At 48.5% G+C, this 20,891-nt stretch carries 12 protein-coding genes; all 12 read right to left on the bottom strand.

Annotation, left to right across the window (positions count from 1 at the left end):
• Positions 1-1,080: an esterase gene (locus FHS57_RS26495; RefSeq protein ID WP_183979009.1), complete on the bottom strand. Its 1,080-nt coding sequence runs from the start codon at positions 1,078-1,080 to the stop codon at positions 1-3.
• 13 nt (positions 1,081-1,093) lie between these two features.
• The gene (locus tag FHS57_RS26490; RefSeq protein ID WP_183979007.1) at positions 1,094-2,257 is read right to left on the bottom strand and encodes an esterase; all 1,164 of its coding nucleotides are present in this window, start codon (positions 2,255-2,257) and stop codon (positions 1,094-1,096) included.
• Between the two features lie 34 nt (positions 2,258-2,291).
• Positions 2,292-3,410, bottom strand: coding sequence for an esterase (locus FHS57_RS26485; protein ID WP_183979005.1), 1,119 nt, complete (start codon positions 3,408-3,410; stop codon positions 2,292-2,294).
• Between the two features lie 19 nt (positions 3,411-3,429).
• Positions 3,430-5,394, bottom strand: a complete 1,965-nt coding sequence (locus FHS57_RS26480) for an alpha-L-fucosidase (protein WP_183979040.1) — start codon at positions 5,392-5,394, stop codon at positions 3,430-3,432.
• A 142-nt stretch (positions 5,395-5,536) separates the two neighbouring features.
• Entirely contained in the window at positions 5,537-7,906 is a 2,370-nt protein-coding gene (locus tag FHS57_RS31870) for a carboxylesterase family protein (protein WP_183979003.1), read from the bottom strand.
• 26 nt (positions 7,907-7,932) lie between these two features.
• Positions 7,933-9,873, bottom strand: coding sequence for a glycoside hydrolase family 97 protein (locus FHS57_RS26470; protein WP_183979001.1), 1,941 nt, complete (start codon positions 9,871-9,873; stop codon positions 7,933-7,935).
• A 187-nt stretch (positions 9,874-10,060) separates the two neighbouring features.
• Positions 10,061-11,635 (bottom strand): glycoside hydrolase family 43 protein, encoded by a 1,575-nt coding sequence (locus FHS57_RS26465; protein ID WP_183978999.1) that lies wholly within the window; start codon positions 11,633-11,635, stop codon positions 10,061-10,063.
• A gap of 21 nt (positions 11,636-11,656) precedes the next feature.
• Complete coding sequence (locus tag FHS57_RS26460) at positions 11,657-12,196, bottom strand: VOC family protein (RefSeq protein ID WP_183978997.1); 540 nt, start codon at positions 12,194-12,196, stop codon at positions 11,657-11,659.
• A 33-nt stretch (positions 12,197-12,229) separates the two neighbouring features.
• Complete coding sequence (locus tag FHS57_RS26455; protein ID WP_183979038.1) at positions 12,230-14,449, bottom strand: glycoside hydrolase family 127 protein; 2,220 nt, start codon at positions 14,447-14,449, stop codon at positions 12,230-12,232.
• 194 nt (positions 14,450-14,643) lie between these two features.
• Positions 14,644-16,317, bottom strand: coding sequence for a glycoside hydrolase family 43 protein (locus tag FHS57_RS26450; protein ID WP_221225738.1), 1,674 nt, complete (start codon positions 16,315-16,317; stop codon positions 14,644-14,646).
• Between the two features lie 30 nt (positions 16,318-16,347).
• Positions 16,348-18,819: a glycoside hydrolase family 95 protein gene (locus FHS57_RS26445; protein ID WP_183978995.1), complete on the bottom strand. Its 2,472-nt coding sequence runs from the start codon at positions 18,817-18,819 to the stop codon at positions 16,348-16,350.
• A gap of 255 nt (positions 18,820-19,074) precedes the next feature.
• Entirely contained in the window at positions 19,075-20,886 is a 1,812-nt protein-coding gene (locus FHS57_RS26440) for a RagB/SusD family nutrient uptake outer membrane protein (RefSeq protein ID WP_183978993.1), read from the bottom strand.
• Positions 20,887-20,891: the final 5 nt, after the last annotated feature.

Below are 20,891 nucleotides of genomic sequence, written 5' to 3'. Positions count from 1 at the left end.
TTATTTGAAAATCTGCTGTAATGAATTGGCTAAAAACAACTTACAGTTCATCCACGTATGCCCGCCCGAAACAATGAGCGGTTCGACCTTGATTTTCTTTTCCTGAAACATAGCGATGTTTTGTTTCACACTTTCGTAAAGAAAATCCTCCGTTCCTACGCTGATGGTGAACAGTTTAAGCTGCTTATTGACTTTATCGGCGTCGGGCGTCCAGTCGGTGAAGTTCTTTTTGAACTCGTCGGTAGCAGTGTAGGGCGCGTACGAGCAGATGTAGGCAAACGTGTCGGTGTTAGTAAACCCAATGTTCAGCGTTTGCCCGCCACCTACCGAAAACCCAGCTACGGCGCGGCCTTTGCTGTCGGTTTGGGTGGGGTAATTGGCCTGCACAAACGGAATGATGTCGTTCACCACGTCTTTGGTAAAATCGGCCATCGGAGCGGGGCGAACGTTGCCGTAGGGCATCACAATAATCATCGGTTTGGCCTTGCCCTGCGCGATGAGGTTATCGGCAATGAAGTTGGCCCTGCCTACTTTGGTCCACGTTTCTTCGGTATCCGACCCGCCGTGAATCAGGTACAAAACAGGGTATTTTGTCTTGCCGCTGGCGTCAAAATTGGGTGGGGTGTAAACCAACAATTGGCGGGTTGTATTCAGCGTTTTTGAGGAATACGTATGGTACGTCACTTTACCATGCGGGATGTTTTGGAGGCTGTGAACCAACGGTTTATCACCTTTTACTTCTACGATGCTCCGCTTAAATCGCTCATTGGCAAAAATCTGCGTGTTGTTGGGGTCAGCGACGCCTACTCCATCCACGGTAAAATTATACGGGTAAATATCGGGCGTGACGGGAGGCACCGTCACCCGCCAGATACCCGAGGTGTCTTTGGTGAGTAAAACGGGTTCTTTCAAAAATTCACCCGACAGTTTTACCTCACGCGCCGTTCTGGAAAAATAGGTAAACGTGATGCTGTTGTCGGCATGGACGTTGGGCGAACTGATGGCGGGCGGACGCTGCTGGGCCAATGCGCTCATGGAAATGAACCCGAGAATAAGGGAGAAAAATGCGGCTTTGCTCATGGTTTTTGGGGCTTTATTTGAACAAAACAGGCAACGTCTCATTGAGGTACTTCTTCACGTTCATCCACGTGTGGCCGCCGTCGATGACGTAGCTTTTGTAATTTATCTTCTTGGCTTTCAGGTAGTCTTCAAACTCGACGGTGCCTTTGTACAGAAAATCATCGGTTCCGATGCCCGACCAAAGCAGTTTAAAATCTTTGTTGGTTTTGGCAGGATTGGAGGTAATGTTGGTAAAGCTTTTATCCATTTCGGCGGGCGCAATGTAGGACGCATAGCTGCACACGTAGGCAAACTTATCGACGTTGTTGAAGGCCGTGCGCAGCGTTTGTCCACCCCCGCGCGAGAAGCCGCCAATGGCGCGGTTGTCGCGGTTGTTGATCGTTCGGTAGTTCTTTTCGATGTACGGAATGACGTGGGACACAAGGTCGGTTTCAAACAACTTCATGCGGCGCAGGGCATCGTCGCCGTCGCGGCTCATCACATCGGCAGGTTTGTCTTTGCCCGTTTGCTCGGCAATTTTCGCCAGCGGATTCCCGTAAGGCATCACCACAATCATAGGCTTAGCCGTCCCCGCCGCAATCATGTTGTCGAGCATCAGGTTCACTTTCCCCACTTTCCAGAAGGTTTCTTCGGTATCAGTCGTGCCGCTGATGAGGTAATAGACAGGGTATTTTTTGGCGGTTTCTTTGGTATAACCCGCTGGTGTATAGACAACAACCGTTCCCGTTGAACCTTCGACCGACGGATAATATTCGTAGGTAATGGAGCCGTGCGGGACGTTTTTCAACGCGTAAATGGCAGGTTCGTCCGACGGGATTTCGACCAGACTGGCCTTGAATCGCTCGTTAGGAAAGAAGGCGACGTTGGCAGGATCCATCACCGTCACGCCATCGACTTTAAAACTATACGGGTAAATATCGGGTTTGACGGGGCCAACGGTGACCGACCAAACACCTTCCGCGTTTTTAGTCAACGGCACATCGGCTTGCCCAAACTGACTCCCGCCCAACAATACCGTTTTGGCATTTGGCGCTAAATACGAAAACGTGACGGTTTTGTCGGAATTGACTTTGGGCGAAATCACAAACGGGCCGCGTGGGGGCTGGGCCAATCCTGCAAAGGGAACGAGAATCAGCAACAGCAAGCTGATTTTTTTCAAGAATGTAACGATTTTCATTGGTTTACTGATTGGTTAAGGGTGTATTGGGGTACTATTTAAAAAGCTTAGGCGCAATGACACTCAGGTAGTGTTTTACATTCATCCACGTATGCCCGCCGTCGGTGATGAGGCTTTCGTACTTAATCTTCTTCTGGTCAAGTACCTGCATATATTCCTGATTGACAGCATATAATCCGTCTTCTTTACCTACACCGATCCAAAATAATTTCAGGTTCTTATTGGCCTGTGCGGCATTCTTAAAAAACACCTCATTGTTGCGGTCAAACTCATTTTTGAGCATACCCGGGGCAAACCCACAGACATAGGCAAATTGGTCGGTGTTGTTCAGGCCAAAGTACAGCGTGGTGCCTCCGCCACCTGAAAAACCTGCAATAGCGCGGTTGTTTTTGTCGTTGAGGGTGCGGTAATTTTTCTCAATAAACGGCATCAGATTGCCGAAAAAGTCCTTTTTGAACTCCTGCAAATTGTCCCAGTTTCGCAAACTTCCCGACGACTTGCTGATGACAGGATAAGCCCGTCCGTAGGGCATTACAATAATCATGGATTTGGCCTTGCCCTGCGCAATCAGGTTGTCAAGAATGACATTGGCGCGGCCTACTTTTGTCCACGTTTCTTCGGTATCGGTGGTACCGTGCAATAAATAAAGCACTGGATAAGAAGCCTTTGGGTTTGCTTCGTAGCCAGCAGGCGTATAAACCACCACGGGCCGCGTTCCTAACTCAGCCGACTGGTAATATCGGTACGACACCGTGCCGTGAGGGACATTTTGCAGGGTATGTACCAAAGGCGTGTTTCCCGTAATTTCGACCACACTATTCTGAAAACCTTCATTGGGAAAAAGCGCTGAATTGGTGGGATCGGCCACCGAAATCCCATCGACATTGAACGCGTAGGGATACATATCGGGCTTCACGGGCGCAGTGGTAACGCTCCAAACCCCTTTGTCATCCTTGGTCATGGCCAAAGGCGATTTTTCAAACTGCGCACTGAGTTTCACTTCTTTGGCCGCAGGCGCATAAAACCGAAACGTCACCGAATTGTCAGCATGGACTTCGGGCGAAACAATGACGGGTCTTGACGTTGGCTGGGCAGTACAAAGCTGCCATATACCAAGTAAAACAAGGGTTAAGAAGGTGGTTTTGGGGTACATAGTAATGTTTGGTATTGAGTTAATTAGCCGTAATTACGTCCAGTTCGGCATACCCTGAGGCTGTTTTTTCCTGTGTGTTTTTCAACGCCCGAAACCTGATGTACCGCGCCGAAACGGCAGCAAAGGGTTTGATTTGCCAAAAAGGGCTGTTTTTAATGTTGGAAAATTCGCCCTCACTGACGGTTTTCCAGTCCGTATTGTCCTGCGAAACGTCAAATTGATAATGGGTAATGATGCTTCCTTCCTCCCACCAGTTTTGGGCAGGTAAATAGCGGAAACCTTCAAGACGTTCTACCTTTCCCAAGTCGATGACCAATTCTGCTGGCATCGGTTGGTTTCTTTTTTGATGCCACGACGTACTCGGATTGCCATCGAGCAGCTTGTTGGCATTTGCATCTTCGGTACTCAGAATTTTCCAGTTTTTGCGGGAAATGTCAAACTTCTCTTCACTCGCAATGCTGGCCTGATTGGTAAACGGATTAAACGTAATGGCCTTGATGTCTGCTTTGCCCTCATCCGTTTTGACAGGGGACGTGTATTTGGCCGACGAAGAGGTCGGCGTGCTGCCATCGGTTGTATAATAAATCACCGACTCTTTATCTCCCGACACAAACTGAACCAGCCCTTCTTTATCCCGAAGGATGGTGGGGGGAGTCAGAACGATGGGGGCTTTATACACTTCAATGTTTGAAATAAGCGGACAGCCTTTGGCGTCTAACACATTGAGCCGCAGCTTGGTAGCCTCGACGGTCGGAAATCTCAGAATACGCTTATAGCCAATGGTGGTTTCTTTGGCGATTGGTACCCATTTCCCGTCCACAAATGCGTCCACACTAAACGATTTTACCCGTTGCCCCAATCGGATGGGTTCCTGCACCAGAAAGCGGTTGAAAGTGGTGGGTTTTCTAAAATCCAGCGTAATTGAGCCTGAGGTTGCGTTGTCGTCGGTAGCCCAATAAGAATCAACATCGCCGTCAATCACCTTATTGGCTCCATAGCGAGCGTTTTTGCCGCGTACCTGCTCCGAAGAAGCGACCGCGTTTTTAGCCAGATTTTGGGCAAAGGTTTCTTTGATTGTTTTGGTCAATTCCTGAATTGCTTTTTCGTCTTTTTCGTGAATCAAGCCGTTGGGCATAATCGGAAAATTGAGCAGAAGCGTACCGTTCCGCCCAATCGAGTGATAATAAATATCCAGCAACTGAGGCAACGTTTTTACTTTTCTGTCTTCGCGTTCGTGGTAAAACCATTCTGGTCGAATGGAGGTATTCACTTCTCCGGGTACCCACGCATTGCCATTTTCAACGCCGTGACGCAGCATTTGCTCGGGTACATCGCCCGTGGCATTTAACAAACTCCAGTTGGTTTCGCCCACGTAACCCGATTCGGTACCTACCCAGCGCAAATCAGCGCGGTCGCCGCCGTCGTTCCAAATCACCATGTTGGGTTGCAACTTGCGAACAAGCTGGTAGGTTGTTGGCCAGTCGTAATACGTTTTTGCGTCAATTTTACGGGTTTCGTTGGCGCCTCCATAGTAGCCCGAACCCCCGTTTGCTCCGTCGAACCATACCTCGAAAACTTCGCCGTAGTTGGTGAGTAATTCCGTAAGCTGATTTCTGAAATAAGTGATGTATTCGGGTTTGCCATAATCGGGGTGGTTTCGGTCCCAGGGCGACAAATACACCCCGAATTTTAGCCCGAATTCTTTACAGGCATCGGCCATTTCGCGCACCATATCCCCTTTACCGTTTTTCCACGGCGAATTTTTGACGGAATATTCGGTGTATTTCGACGGCCACAGGCAAAAACCGCTATGGTGTTTTGCGGTAATAATAATTCCCTTCATGCCTGCTTCCTTGCAGATTCTGGCCCATTGTCGGCAATCCAGTTTTTCGGGATTAAATATCTTCGGGTCTTCGTTCCCAAATCCCCACGCCATATCCGTGTAGGTATTCACGGAAAAATGCACAAAGGCATAGTATTCCATTTTTTGCCACCGCAACTGATTTTGCGAAGGAAGCGGGCCAACGGGTTTGGGTTCATTCTGCGTATAACCTGTGTAGCATGAAAGCCCCAAAAAGAATAGTATAAAAAGTCTATTTTTCATCGTTTACGCCGTATTTAATTCACTATTTAGCCCATTCTTTACCTTCGGGCGTTCTTCTCCATTCAAAATATTTATCGAGTACTTTCATGGCATCTTCGCTCGGAACAGACCCCATAAACGCCTTTTGCTGGAAATACATGACCGCAGGTTTTTTAGTAGAAAATGCCTCCCATTGCGGCACATTTCCACCATTCGGATTGCCGTTTTTGGCAAAATTTGTCCAGTAGGTCATGATGGTTTCAGACAATGCTTCGTCCGTTGACGTACGGTTCTGGTCAGCGGGATTGAGGTTACCAAACACAAAGGCAACGTCCTGCGCGTGGGGTGAGCCGTAGCCAAACTTGGCCGAACCTGCGGGGTACTCAGGGTGCTGGTCTAAATAATAGTAATAAACCTTGTCCTTGGATTTTTGGGACTGGAGGTTTGCCCACGCCCACGTTTGCCAGCCAAAGGCCGCATCACGCGCCAAATCCCGCGCCGTTTTGGGAACGCTGTTTTCGTCCACGGGATAGGCTTTGATTAGTTTTTCGGCAAAAGGCCCGTAGCGTTTGGTGGTGCTTTCGATGTAGTCTTTTGGCGTTTTTGGCGGCATAAAACTCGCGCCTTCGTCGGAGTTGTAGCCAATCAGCACAGGCGTATGGTTAAACTTGCCCTTTTGGTATAAAACATGTTGGTCGTCGGGAATAACGTAGCCATCGACGATAGGCCAGCCTCCGGGGTTGCCAAAACCTGACGGGAGCTTGTCGGCGGGCAAGGCGCGAAGTTCGGCCAATGACGTAGCCCCTGCTTTTTGCATAAATTCAAGGCCCTGTTTTTCGGCCAACGCCAACAGCTTCATGTTTTCGCCCGGATAGGTGGTGAGTCGGTGGGGGCCAAACGAGCCACCGCTTTGCGAAATTGCGCCGTGAAAAAGCCCTTTCGCCAATGGCGATGCGCACAACATACTCACGGCAATTCCTCCCGCCGATTCCCCAAAAATGGTCACTTTATCGGGGTTTCCTCCAAAGGCTTTGATGTTTTTCTGCACCCATTGCAGGCCCGCAATCATGTCGAGCAAGCCATAGTTTCCCGACGTTTTTTGGGGTGTTTCGGCACTCAGTTCGGGATGCGCCAAAAAGCCCATTTGATTGACCCGATAGGCGATACTAACGAGGATTACGCCTTTTTTTGCCAGTTTTTCGCCGTTCGTTACGGGTTCGGAGGTAGCCCCAAAGCTAAATCCGCCGCCGTAAATCCAGACCATCACAGGCAGGTTTTCATTGGCCGATTTGGCAGGCGACCAGATATTCAGGTACAAACAATCTTCGCTCTTGCCCGAAGGAGGATTCCCTCCCTGATAGGGAGCGGGAGCAAATTGGGTCGCTTGTTTAACGCCTTCCCACTTGGCGGCGGGTTGCGGTGCTTTCCAGCGAAGGGCTCCCACAGGCGGGGCGGCAAACGGAATGCCTTTATAAACCGACAAGCCGTTTTCGGTGCTGCCTTGGAGCAAACCCTCTTGTACTTTTACGGGAGCGGGCGGCGCAATGCTGCTTTCGTCGATGTCGATTTTTTTGCCTTGTGAGGCCAACAGGGCCGCCGCGTAGCGCTTCCCAAAAATGCGGATGCCTTCGCTGCTGAAATGGAGTTTATCGGGAACAGCGGGCAGCCCTTTGGACGAAACCACAATGGCTTGGGGAATCACTTGCGGCAAGGTAGCGATGATGGGGTTCATGCTGGCACATTTGCCACCCTGATCGGCATTGACCAGCTCGCCCGCCAGCAAAGGCAATGAGTTGGCGGGTAAGTTCAGGTCGGTCAGCAAATCATCGTAGATTTTTTTGACCTTCATCGGCCAACCTTTATCGCCCGTGTTGGATTCACCCTGATGCAGCAAAATACCTTTGATAACCCCCGCTTTTTGCGCCAAACGCGCCATTTCTACCAATCGTTCGTACGGATTCCCGCCGTATTGATTGGCCATATTAATCATCCACGGCCTTTCTTTGGCCGAGGTGTCGAGGTACATTTTATAGTCTTTTTTGTCAAAAATCTCAATTTTACTCCCCGCCACGGCCACGTGCACAAAGCCTACTTTGACGTTTTGCGGCAGATTCGCCACCAACGTCCGACCGAAATAATCGGCGGGCGAAAGGCGGGTATTGCAGCGGCAAAGCGGTGGTTTGGCCGTGTACCAGTTACCTTTTGTGCGTCCCAGTTCAGGACAGTCCACGGCGGCCAGCAACCGAAGTCGGCTGTCAACGGTCGTATCCTGCGGCTCAATGCGGGCAGGCCCTTCCATGTTCGACTGCCCGATGCAGAGGTATATGTGGAAGTTGGGGTCCTGAGCGTGGGCGCTATATCCTAAAAGCAAAAGCGTCAGCGCTAAAAACAGGGTTGATTGAAATTTTTTCATGATTTTGGTTAAGGGGTTTTTCCTTGTTATTGCTGCACAATCAGTACGCCGCCATTCGTCGGAATCGTCAGGTTAACTTCCTGATTCTTCGGCAGTTTTGAGGTACTGACTTTGCCGTTCAGTTGTTCGTCGTCCGTATATTGCCGCAAGTCTGCCCCCGCCGCAATCATGGGCAGTTTTATGGTTAGTTTCAGGGTTTCTTTTTGCGCGTTTATACCTGTTACATACCAGTTATTGCCATGACGACGGGCCAGTACCACATACTTCCCAGGGTAACCGTCAATATAGCGAACCTCGTCCCAAGTGGTTGGGACCGTTTTCATAAAATTAATGGCCCAATCTGGTGCGTCTGTTAAATTGTTGGGAGCCAACGCAAAGTGCTGCACGGCACTCTGAAACAATACCGCCGTTGCCAGTGCATAGACATCCGACGTTACCCGCTTTGAGCCTCGGTTGGGTGTATTATTGGCGTTGTAAAATTTGTTCAGGGCACTCCCGCCAAAATCCATGCTGCCAACGGTGTTTCGGATAAAGGGGTGCAGTGTGGCGTTAAACGCCTCATAATCACAGCTCCGCTGCGAAAAGGCGAGGTTTTCGCTGGCCAGAACGGCCTCACTTGCCGCATAGTTTGGATACATCCGTTCCCAGCCACGCGGCAGGGTACAGCCGTGAAAAATGCACAGGATACCGTAGTCGTTGGCGTCGTAGAGGATGTCTTCATAGACCTTCATGGTTTCCTGTTTATCGCCGCCGAAAAAGTCCACTTTAATACCTTTCACGCCAATACTTTTCATCCACGCCATTTCTTTCCGACGGGCAATGGTGTTGTCCATAATCCCTCTCGGGCCTTGCGGGGCGTCGTTCCAATAGCCGTTGGAGTTGTACCATAAATACAAGCTAACCCCTTTACTCGCGCCGTATTTTGCTAATTCTGCTATTTTCTCCCGTCCAATCTGCGTGTCCCAGAGGGCATCCACGAGAATGGTTTCGTAACCCATCGCCGCACTGAAATCAATGTATCGTTTCTGTTCGTCATAGACTGTTTTTCCGTCCATGCCGATGATCCAGCTCCATGAGCCTTTGGTATATTTATAGGACTGCGAAGCCGCATAACGGGGTTCTACTACGTCGAATGGTACGGTTGTTTCGATAATCGGTGCTAATGTTTCACCTACGGTAATGGTGCGCCACGGCGTTTCGCCGGGTAGCGGGAGCCCCGGCGCGGAAGTTCCGTTGCCGTTGTTTTCGTCGGGCATTGGAAACCCGATGGTGTATAACCCATCTGAATGACCAATCAGTCGGCTGCCACAGTATCGGCTGTCCACGCCTGTTTCAGAAATTAACACCCAGCCGTTGGTATTGACCTTGAATAAACACGGGAAGGTGTATCCGTTGCCTCTGCCGTTTTTCCCCAACGTATCATCGACCGTATAAGGGATTTCGTAGCTTGGCATGGTTCGGGCAAAACCGACCATGGCTTTGCTTTGTGCCGACAAAAACGTGGTGGTTCCTTTCGGAAAGACAAAGCCTGATGCTTCTTCGTTGACAACACAGCTACGGGATTGTTTTTGGGGATACACCTTGTAGCGAAACGCCACATCATTGTTGCTCACCCTGAACGTCACCTGAAAAGCATCTACGTTGTTTTTTGAGAATACAAATCCGCCTTCATTGGCCACATAATGTACCTTTCGTTGCTTTATATTGGGCAATTCATAGGTATTGTCAATTTTCTGAACACTCGTTTTAGCCTCTACCAGTGCCAAATTCTCCGAAAAATCACCCACGTTGGTTTTCAGTCCGAGCGGCGATTTTGTCAGGAACGTCTTGCCATTTAAAGAAATACTATACGAGGGCTTTCCGTTGTCTAAGGCAAGATTAACCACCAGTTTGCCGTCAGGACTGCTGATGGTTTGGGCATTAACAGCCAGAGAACTCAATATCAGCCAATAAAAAAGGTACTTCATTTGCGCTAATGTTTTTATTAATTCTTTCACCCTAAAAATGCTTATTTGGGTTTCTCGCCAGAACAAAAGTTTCTTACCACATAGGCACTTAGAAAACATAGATTTTTTTACCTTTTGTGCCCTATGTGACTATGTGGTTTATATATCCGCCGTATGCTATGGTTCTTTTGCATACAGCGTGTTTTTATTACTTCTCTGAAATCTTGTCATCTATTCGGAAATAATCAAAGTCGGCAAAACCGCCCGTGGTTTGGGTGGCGTAGTTGAACAACCCAAAACGGTAGCCCATAAAATGCGGGATGGTGTAAGGCATTTTCAACGGCTCACCGATTTTTGTCCAAACCTTGCCGTCGAGGCTGTAAAAGAAATGGGCGATGTCGGCGCGTTTGTTGAAATTACATTCCGCCTTGACGTACAGCGTATTTTGGGTAAGCGGGATGTTCTCAATCTCAACGGGTTTGCCCGTATTGGCACTAACCATGACGATTGATTTTCGCCCTTTGCCCACCTTTACCCCAACCAAACCAAAATTCTTTTGTAACAAACCTAGCCCCGCGAAGTCGCCTTCTTTCATGTTCGAGGCATCCAACAAGGTCGAACCCGTCGATTCGGGGCCGATGGTGCGCTGGGTGAGGGTGTTGCGGGCGAGAACAAACGATGTATCGATTCGTCCCGTTTTTAAGCGTAAAAATCCTTTTCGTTCGGATACTGACCAGAGCGAATTATCGGGGTTGTGATTCCATTGCCACACCAACGGCAAAGCCGCGTCGCCTTTTTTGCGGGCAAATTCGTCCGAGGCTACAATGCTGGGAATGAGCGGCTTGTTGGCAGGCAAATCCAGCGTTTCGGGAACTTTGCCGTTAACGCCCAGCACAGGCCAGCCGTTCTCCCACGTCACAGGCACCAAATACGGAATGCGGCCAACCCCGCCGTAATCGCGGAACAGGTACGAGAACCAGCGACCGTCGGGCGTATCAATCAATCCGCCCTGCGCCACGCCCAAATCCTGCAACGCCACGCGGCCTTCCCACGGTCCCGTGAGCTTGTCGGCGCGGTGGATAATTACCGTCCGCATGCCGCCTCTTGGCCAGCAAATATTGAACAAATAGTATTTTCCGTTGACCTTAAACAACTGCGAGCCTTCTGCTCCGAGCATGATGTTATTCCCCGCTGGTGCGCTGCCGTTTTCGATGATGGTTTGGTCGAGTCCTCCTTTTTTGATGCCCGACACGTCGCTTGTCAGTTCAATGATTTTGATTTTTCCGTTGCCATAAATCATATACACCCTGCCGTCGTCGTCGAAATACAAACTGTGGTCGTGGAGGCTTGGCGCGAACGAAACCGATTTCCAAGGGCCTTTTTCGATGTTTTTGGTGGAATAAACGTGGGTTTTACCCGTTGTCTGGGCAAATGTCGTGACGTAAAACAGTCCGTTGTGGTACTTAATGCAGCTCGCCCACGAACCCCGCCCGTAAGTACCTTTGCCGTCGGTGAGGTTGAGGGCAGGCACATTGGCCAGCGTGTCATAGACGTAGCCAAAGAGTTGCCAATTCACCAAATCCATCGATTTCATCAGGGGCACGCCGGGGCTCATGTGCATGGTAGTGCTGCTCATGTAGTACGTTTTCCCGACGCGAATCATCGACAAATCGGGCACGTCGGCATAAATGATGGGATTGCGGGCGGTTTGTGCCGTGGCCGTACTTGAAATCACTAATCCCAGAAGGGTAATATAAAGAGTAAAAAAGAAACGTTTTGTCATATTCCTGATTTGATTTTTGCATTATTCAAGCGGCCCGATAAGCTCAACAAAGTTGCCGTCGGGGTCCTGAACAAGTACAAAATGAGCGTTCTTATTTAGTGGCGTGGGCGTAGTCCCCAAAAAGGCAACATTTTGTTTAGTTAATCGCTCAATGATTGGTTTTAAGGACTTTACATTGATTGTAATGTACTGCATACCCGTATCATCCTGAATGACTTTGGGCATGGGATGAGCCGCTTTTTTGCCGAAACTCATGAGTTTCCATTCGTTGGCTTCGGGACTGTTTTCTAGTTTAAGGACGGTTACGTTTGTCGAAACACCGTTTGTAAGTCCAGAACGTTTGCCAAATTCTTCATTGATAGTAAAGCTTCCAGTTTTTACCATGCCAATGCCGTTGACGTAAAAATCGAGCGCTCGGTCAATATCGGCGACCACAACACCTACACCAATAAGTTTGCTGGAAAAATTAGATTGAGCACCTGCTGAAAGGCTGAAGAGCCAGCCTGCAACAAGCAGGAGAATAGACCGTGTTACTTTGACACAATTTCGTTTGTACGTCATTTTTGTTATCGTTAATTGCTAAAAGATAGATATTTATTTCACCAATCTTATCTGAAAAAACCGTGGCGTCGGCCTGCCATTTTCGGAGGAAATTTTTAGCTTAACAAGTTCTTTATCATCGGTTTTTACTGTAATCACTTTGTCTTTTACGGCGAGTAATTCCGCAGCCCGATCATTGATAAAAATGCCCACATCCTCCGTTTTCAGATTTCCCGAAAAATGAATCTCAAGCGTTTTACCCGCCAGCTCTTTGTTTTGCAACTGATACGAGATGTACGAGCGGGTATTTCGCCAGAAACGGCCGTCGTCGTCGTAGCCCGAGTCGCTTTTTTCGCCCTTGTACGCATGATCTACCTCGGGTTGTTGTTCGCCGCAATTCACCTTATCAACTGTTCGGGCTTCCAGTGCCAATGCCTCGGCTTCCTGCTGACGTCGGGTTGCTTTCTGAGCATCAAAATCGGCCTGCGTAAAGGTCTGGAAATACATTTGGTAACGCGCATCGTGGATTTCGTAGAACGGTTGCAGCGTCAGCGAGTCGAGCGTAAAAGTCAGATTACCAGCTGGTTTTATCGTTGAAAGATAGGAGTCCGTATCGCCAATCAACGCGTACGCTTTGTCGATGGGGTACAGTTTTCCTTTAGTTTCGTGACCCATGCGGCTGTCGTCGGCAAACAGCCCGACCAAATCGGTTTTAGCGGTTTGCGCCGCCAACACAATCGGCCCGTGCACAAACGCCGCCCAGTTGGAATTGTCGGGTAGGTATTCCAGTTTGGTTGAGGTCGAAAAACGCACCGTCACTTTATCGCCCGATTTCCATTTTTTCTCAATGCCCATGTACTGTGCGGGCTGGGCGCTGACAGGATACTTTTTTCCATTGACCAAAATCTCAACATTTTCCGCCCATTTCGGGGAACGGATTTGCAAAGCAAACGTCTGTGATTTAGCCAGTTTTAGTACCAGTTCTGTCTGGTTTTTGTACGGAAACTCCGTGCTTTGGGTAAGTTGAATATTTTTCTCCTTCCAGTCTAAGGTGGAAGGGATAAACAGGTTGACAAACAGGTCATTGGCCAAATGACTGTAAATCAGTTCACCGTATTTGGTATGGTTTTCGATGCCCGAACCAACGCAGCACCACATGCTGGTTTCAGGTTGCGAATACACCCGATAATGGTTGGGGCGAATGGGCGTAAAATACACAAAACCACCCTTTTGCGGATGCTGACTCGACAGGATGTGGTTGTACAAAACCCGTTCGTAAAAGTCGAGATACGTCGGGTCGTTTTTGTCCAGAAACAGCGCTTTGCTCAACCGCAGCATGTTAAACGAGTTGCAGGTTTCAGGGCCCTGATTCGATTTAAGCATCGAACTGAAATCATTCGTCGGGTTAAAATGCTCACGCACGCTGTTTCCGCCGAAAGCCACGCTACGGGTTTGGGCTACATTTTGCCAGAAAAAACGCGCCGCTTCCGACCAGTCGGCATTGCCTGTTAACTGCGCAATTTTTTCAAACCCAATCACCTTCGGAATCTGCGTATTGGCATGTAAACCAGTCAGTTTGTCCTGTTTTTGCAGTAACGGATTCAGAATAGCGCGGTGAGAAATACGCTGGGCGGTGGTCAAATACTTTTGGTTTTTGGTCAACAGGTACAGGTCGGCAAACACCTCGTTCATGCCCCCGTGCTCGGTACGAAGGATTTGCTGGATTTGGTCGTCCGAAAGCGGCTGAATGAGTTCGACAAACCAATCCCCCAAACCGACCAATACCTGTTTGGCTTGCTGATTACCCGTAAATTCGTAGGCATCCCGCAAGCCTGCAAACAACTTATGAATGTTGTAGAGCGGCACCCACGTGTTGTTCAGCCCAAAGCTGCTGCCGTCGATGTCGCCTTTGTGAATCCGCTCCCAAAAGACCTTTCCCTGCGGAATACCGCCCACGTAGCCGTTGCTGTTTTTAGCCTGACACTGAGCCAGTTGGTCCACCATATAGTCGAGCCGTTTTTTCAGTTCGGCATTGCCCGTCGAGGCGTACATCATAGCCAGTGCCGACAGGTAATGTCCGCCGATGTGGCCGTCCAGTCCCGAGCTTTCCCAGTTTCCATAGCGTTCGGCTTTCAAGGGTAACCCCGCGTCGATAAGGTAGGGCGCCAGCAGCTTATCAGGGTTCAGCGACAGGATGTACCGCATGTCCACGTCCTGCGCGTTCTTGAAAGCACCATTCGTCACCTTCACCTCCTGAAGGGTAAACGGTTGCATCTGCCCCAACGCCGAAAAGCTGAGCAGGAAGGCGGTTATGGTATGTATTAGTAAGGTTCGCAAGGCATTATTTTTTAATCCTTGGAAAGGTTCAAAACCTTTCCAAGGTTAGACGTTTTTTATTTCAATACAGGATCATTGCCACTGTATTTCATTTCATCCTTGGAAAGGTTCAAAACCTTTCCAAGGGTACATTATTTCAATACAGGATCATTGCCGCTGTATTTCAAATACTTAAATGTTGCTGTATTATCGCTTTTTTCACCATTTGAAGTAGCATACATAGCATACACATTGCCAATAAATCCACCTGATACTTTGGTAGATAAGTGCTTCCCATCTAAGTTTTCGGCAACGATTTTGTACGTTTTACCGTTTTCAGAAATCTCAAAATCAACTTTATCGGCTTTTGACGTTATTTTTAAACTCAATTTGCCATTTCCTACGGGTAACGTATTGATCAATTCTACGTCTTTTTTGCGATGCACACTTTTGTATAATTCCACTTGTGTTTTACCATCTTTGATAGATTTTGCCAAAAAGTAAAAATGGCTTTCGTCCTGATAAATCACCAAACCCGCCTTTTCTTTTTCAGTTTTTGGCGTAAAATTCAACTCTGTTTCAGCTACTGAATACATGTGTTGCTGGCGTTTGGCCACAAAAGATGGATTGCCCAACTCTGAGATTGTTTCAGGCTTGAGTTTAAGCGTTAGACCATTTTTAGACGTTTTAAATGAACTACTATCAACCGTTCGCAAGTGCATGAGCGAAAGGTCGAGTCCTTTGTCGAAGGTCATGGTATAAGCAAAATTGCCGTTTTGCGGCAAAGCCCCTTTCTGTTTTACTTCTTTGATGTTGGTAGCATACTTGTATTCAATGGCTTTTTCGCCGTGTTCAATCATTGGCCAATCGTTTACCCACGTGAGCGGAGCAATGAACATTTCGCGACCTGTGTTGTAAAAATCACCTTCGTAAGGGCGAACAGCCAAGAAAATCGAGTACCAATTGCCGTCGGGGCCTTCAATAAACTGCGCGTGCCCTGCCGACGTAATCGGGTTGGGGCGGTCGGCGGGTAAGCCTCTTTGGGTCAAGACTGGGTTGCCTTCAAACGGTACATACGGTCCCCAAATATCTTTGCTACGCAAGGCCACTTGTGAGTGATTAACCGAAGTTCCTCCCTCGGCACAATACAGTATATACCAATCGTTGCGTTTCAAAATGTGTGGACCTTCAATCCAAACTGGTTTTTTGCTAATGTCCACCCCACCGTTTATCAATTGCTTTTTTTCTCCGATCGTTTTTAAGTTTTTGTAATCAAACTCATACATCTGAACGGTGCGATGACCCGGATAAAGTGGTTTATTATCAGGAGCATCGCTGTTATAAACCACATAAGCTTTATCGGTGGCTTCGTCAAAATAAATGGATGGGTCGATACCCCTGACTTGTGGAAGTTTTACAGGGTTGCTGTACGGTCCCGCTGGGTTGGTAGCGGTCACGACAAAGTTCCCGTCATGGTCAATATCCGTACAAGTAACATAATAGACGCCTTTGTAATACGTAATGGCAGGAGCAAAAAGCCCACGGCTCATGCGCTCGCCCATGAAATCCATTTGCGATGGACGGCTGATGACGTTGCCGATTTGTTTCCAGTTTTTCAGGTCGCGGCTGTGCATGATGGGCAGACCCGGAAAGTACGAAAACGTAGAATGCACGCTGTAATAATCAGCCCCGACTTTAACGATGCTCGGGTCAGGATAAAAACCCGTCAAAATCGGGTTGGTTAAGGTAACTTTCTGGGCCTGCGCAAGTGGACTCAATGCCATTAAGCAAGCAAGATAAAAGGCGGTAAGTGCAGTTTTCAACATGGTTATGATTTAAGTATTCTGTTCGTTAGTTTATTGGGCAACAAAGACATACGACTTCCCAGCCTGCGTTGGCACATCGTATAGCACCGTTTCTTTCAACGAAAGAGGTGCCACGCTGGCTTTGGCAGAAATGACCGCAGGGGCCGTTTTTTGGGTCACATAAAACGCATTTGGGTTCTCGCCTGTCGCTGGTTTTAAGCCGCCGCCACTAGTAAGTTTGAGGGCATTGGGCGTGCGCACCCGCAGGTTGCCTCCCAAAGTGGACTTTACGGTCAGTTTGGTTAGTTTGCCGTCTTTCCACTGCATGTCTGTCACCTCAAAACCGCCGATGGCGCGCAAGCCGCCCACGTTGCCAGCAGGCCACACATCGGGCAGCGCAGGCAGCAGGTGTACGGCTCCGTCAGCACTTTGCATCAGCATTTCGGTAATGCCCGACGTACAGCCAAAATTGCCGTCAATCTGGAACGGTGGGTGTGCGTCAAACAGGTTGTTGTATGTTCCACCGCCTTCCTTAATGACACCAAGGGGCGTTAACTGATTCTGAATCAACGCATAGGCGTGATTGCCGTCCTGCAACTTGGCCCACCAGTTTACTTTCCAGCCCATGCTCCAGCCCGTCGAAACGTCGCCACGGTGGATGAGGGTAGTCCGCGACGCATTGAATAATTCGGGCGTGCGGTACGGGGAAATCTGGTTAGAAGGGAACAGGCCGTATAGGTGCGACACGTGGCGGTGGTGGTCGTTGGGGTCGTCCACGTCATCGAGCCATTCCTGCAATTGACCGTATTGCCCCACGTGCATGGGAGCCAGTTTATTCCGTAATTGTTTGAGTGTATCAGCAAATGCAACGTCTTTTTTCAGAATTTCCGTTGCCCGAATCACCGTACTGAAGGCATCGAACACAATCTGGTTGTCCATCGTCGTGCCCGCGTCCAGCGACGAACCGTCGTGGGCTTGCGGGGCGTTTTCGGGGGAGCTCCCAGGGTTGATCACCAGCCATTTGTATTTAGGGTGTTCAATCAGAAAATCGGCGTAGAAAAGAGCCGCTCCTTTCAGAATGGGGTAAATTTTTGTCAGATACGCTTTGTCGCCGCTGTACAGATAATGCTCCCACAAGTGTTGGGCTGTCCAGCCACCGCCGCCGAGCCACATACCCCAGAAAGCCCCGTCGATGGCCCCCGTTGCCCGCCAGATGTCGGTATTGTGGTGCGCCATCCAGCCACGGGTGTGGTACATCTCCCGCGCCGTTTCCTGACCTGTTTCCGACAGCTCCGTTACCATTTTCAAGAACGGTTCGTGCAGCTCCGACAGGTTGGTTTTTTCGGCAGGCCAATAGTTCATCTGGGCATTGATGTTGATGGTGTATTTGCTGTCCCACGGCGGACGCATACGGTGGTTCCAGATGCCCTGTAAGTTGGCAGGTTGCCCCGACTCCCCTTTATTGCTCGGCTGCGAAGACGAAATCAACAGATAACGACCGTATTGGTAATAGAGCGTAACCAACTGAGGGTCATTGACCGAGCGGAAGTTTTTAAGCCGTTCATCGGTTGGGAGTCTGGCAGCGTCGGTAATGCCAAGGTCCAGTTTCACCCGATTAAAATAGCGTTGGTAAGCGGCAATGTGTTGAGTCAGTAAAGCCGCATACGGCTTAGGAAATGCCTTGTTCAGGTAGTCGTAAACGCGGGCTTTTTCATCCCCCGAAACGTCTTTATAATTGACGAAATTGGTCGCAATCGAAATATAAATCGTAGCCGACGTTGCTTCTTTTACGGTCAGGCTGGTATCGTTGGCGGCGACCGTACCACCGTTGGTTTTTATTTTCGCAATACCCATGTATTTCACCATGCCTTTCACTCCTTCGTGGTCGGAGGTAGTGCCCGCAATGGTAAGTTCGTTGGCATTGGCGCTGATGACTGGTTTTAACTGAGGGGTAGTATAGGAAGCGCGGAACGACAGCGCACTCGGTTTGCTCGCCGTAAGCTGCACGACCAACACGCGCTCAGGCAACGACGCAAAGATTTCGCGGGTATAGGTTACGCCGTTGGCGGTATAGCTCGTTTTGGCAACTGCCCGCTCAATGTCGAGGTCACGGTAGTAATCGGTGTAGTTATCGTGGCCGTCAAAGGTCAGTTGCAAACTACCGACGGGCTGGAACATCTGCCCGTGCGATTTTTTGGTGATAATGGTTTTATTAGCCAGTTTCTCGGCGTCTTTTTGTTTCCCGTCAAAAATCAGCTGGCGGATTTGGGGCAACGACGCCCACGCGTCGAGGTTATCGTTGCGGTTGGGGCTACCCGACCAAACGGTGTGTTCATTCAGCTGAATCGTTTCTTTGCCAACATTGCCATAGACCATTCCACCCAACCGCCCGTTCCCAATCGGCAGGGCATTTTCCCAGACGGTTCCCGCAGGTTTGTTGTACCAGAGTCTGAGGTTTTTGGATGGTTGGGCAAAACCCAATGATGATAAAACCAATAAGAAAAATAACAGTAACTGTTTCATTGATAATACGTTTACAACACAAAAGGAATGTGTAAATATGACACATTTATAGTTACAAAAAAGATAGTGCTGTTCCCACTACCGATTTTATTTATTCAGAAAGAGATAACTGATTTAGCAAAGATAAAAAGTTATATTTATTTCATAAAATATACAAATACAATAATTGAAAGATTAAAAAAAGATGTAAGTGACAAATGCCACTTACATCTCTAACGCTCTCTTTATCTATCTATAAACACAACGGCTATTGCTCTAATAGCCAGGATTTTGCGGAAATTTAGGACCTTCCACCGTGCGGTCTATTTGCGACTGAGGGATTGGCCGTAAAACATGAAAATCTTTTATATACGGCCCCGCCTCACTATTCCAAGCTTTTATACGTCTTACCAAGGTTTTGGTCCGAACCAAATCGTGGTATCTCATCCATTCACCAAAAAACTCTCTGCTTCTTTCATCCAAGATAAAGTCAATTGTGACATCATCGGCCGTAATCGTCATGGCAGTTGCTGCCGCAGCATTTTGCGCCGCAGTATTGGTTTTTCGATAAGCCGCTCGTTGGCGAATGACGTTGAGAAGTTCAGCCGCTTTGGCTTTGTTACCCGACATCAAATACGCTTCAGCACCAATCAGATATACTTCAGAAAATCGAGTAATAACAACTGGACGAGTAGAAGGGTCATTGAAATTAGTGCCACGGCTCGGATCCATGTGTTTCTTAATAGCAGGATATAAATTGGCATTCCACGTGCTTGGCGGCGCGATGATTCCCTTAAAGGGTCTTGTTCCGTTAAATTGCGGAGCACCTACCACTTCATAATCTGTAATCCACACGGCGGTATCAATGCCAACTTGCATGGTATAGCCAATACCGCGTTTGTTATTGGCGGCTGTCGCTGTATTTGTTACCGCAGTATTAGAAATATACGTCGTGTAGAATGTATTGGCAAATCTTGAGTCAACATCTCTTTTTACAAACGCCTGATCAAGAAAATAATTTTTACCTGTGCTTTCGCCTGAGGTTTGCTTCACACTGTTCGGGCGAATACGGGCGTATGGGCGACCATAGTACGAATCACGAATCATCCCTGAAGTGCCTGAGTTCACCAATACCCCCGACGCATTTATAAAAGAATTGAGTCCGCTGTTGTTCGGATAGTTCCAGTTGGTAAACCAAGGCGTAAGGTTTTGCGCATCACCACCACTGGCTCCACCTCCTACGGTATAATAACCAAACTTAGCATCATTTGAGTGATCGCTAACAAACATGGTTTCTTTCCCATAGTCGTTGGCAGGAACAAAAGCATCGCCAAAATCCTGCCAAAGGTCTAAACCATAGGTTCCTTTCGCCGCAATAAGATCGTTTGAAATTTTAGCTGCCTCCGCAAAATCTGCCTGCGAATTTGTCAGCCAACCACGGGTCAGATAAGCTTTTGCCAAGAAAAATAAAGCCACAGGCTTGGTCGCTGCCTTTCCTAAGAATGGAGCAGTTGGTTTATCGGGCAAAGCAGCAGCGGCCTCCGTTAAGTCTTGAATAATCAACTTATATACCTCGGCTGCGGGGTCTCTTTTGGCACTTTGTGAGGGAACCGTAATAAACTCCGTACTCAATGGAACATCTCCCCATGTTTGCACCAAATAAAAATACCAGAAAGCTCTCAAAAACTTGGCCTGGGCTAAATATTGTTTTTTTGTTGCTTCTGGCAGGTCAATACTCTGTCCATATTTCAATACACCGTTGATGGTATTGATTGCCACAAAAGACGTCCCCCAAGCCGAGCCGAAATTGGAACTATTGAGACCATTGTAGGTATGTATCGGGCCTCCGCCGCTGCTGGCTCCCTGAATAAATTCGTCGGTACCAGCTTGCATTTCGGAAGAAAACCCTTCGGTTCCCCATTGGTTTCGGATCAAATTATATACGCCAGCAATCCCGCCCAATACCCCAGCAGAACTATTAAAGTAAGCGGGGACAATTTGTGATTGCGGATGCTCTTCCAATATTTTCCCGCAACTCAAGCAGAATAGCAAAGTAAAAGCAAGGATTAAACTATGTATTTTTTTCATCTTGA

The organism is Runella defluvii, assembly GCF_014195535.1.
Classification (GTDB): domain Bacteria; phylum Bacteroidota; class Bacteroidia; order Cytophagales; family Spirosomataceae; genus Runella; species Runella defluvii.
Note: the sequence above shows the minus strand (reverse complement) of the source record. Positions and strands in the feature narration are given on the sequence as shown.

Coding starts and splice junctions, on each gene's coding strand:
- FHS57_RS31870 (WP_183979003.1), bottom strand. CDS start 7,906: ATGAAAAAATTTCAATCAACCCTGTTTTTAGCGCTGACGCTTTTGCTT.
- FHS57_RS26480 (WP_183979040.1), bottom strand. CDS start 5,394: ATGGAATACTATGCCTTTGTGCATTTTTCCGTGAATACCTACACGGAT.
- FHS57_RS26445 (WP_183978995.1), bottom strand. CDS start 18,819: ATGAAACAGTTACTGTTATTTTTCTTATTGGTTTTATCATCATTGGGT.
- FHS57_RS26450 (WP_221225738.1), bottom strand. CDS start 16,317: ATGTTGAAAACTGCACTTACCGCCTTTTATCTTGCTTGCTTAATGGCA.
- FHS57_RS26490 (WP_183979007.1), bottom strand. CDS start 2,257: ATGAAAATCGTTACATTCTTGAAAAAAATCAGCTTGCTGTTGCTGATT.
- FHS57_RS26440 (WP_183978993.1), bottom strand. CDS start 20,886: ATGAAAAAAATACATAGTTTAATCCTTGCTTTTACTTTGCTATTCTGC.
- FHS57_RS26470 (WP_183979001.1), bottom strand. CDS start 9,873: ATGAAGTACCTTTTTTATTGGCTGATATTGAGTTCTCTGGCTGTTAAT.
- FHS57_RS26455 (WP_183979038.1), bottom strand. CDS start 14,449: ATGCAACCGTTTACCCTTCAGGAGGTGAAGGTGACGAATGGTGCTTTC.
- FHS57_RS26465 (WP_183978999.1), bottom strand. CDS start 11,635: ATGACAAAACGTTTCTTTTTTACTCTTTATATTACCCTTCTGGGATTA.
- FHS57_RS26495 (WP_183979009.1), bottom strand. CDS start 1,080: ATGAGCAAAGCCGCATTTTTCTCCCTTATTCTCGGGTTCATTTCCATG.
- FHS57_RS26460 (WP_183978997.1), bottom strand. CDS start 12,196: ATGACGTACAAACGAAATTGTGTCAAAGTAACACGGTCTATTCTCCTG.
- FHS57_RS26485 (WP_183979005.1), bottom strand. CDS start 3,410: ATGTACCCCAAAACCACCTTCTTAACCCTTGTTTTACTTGGTATATGG.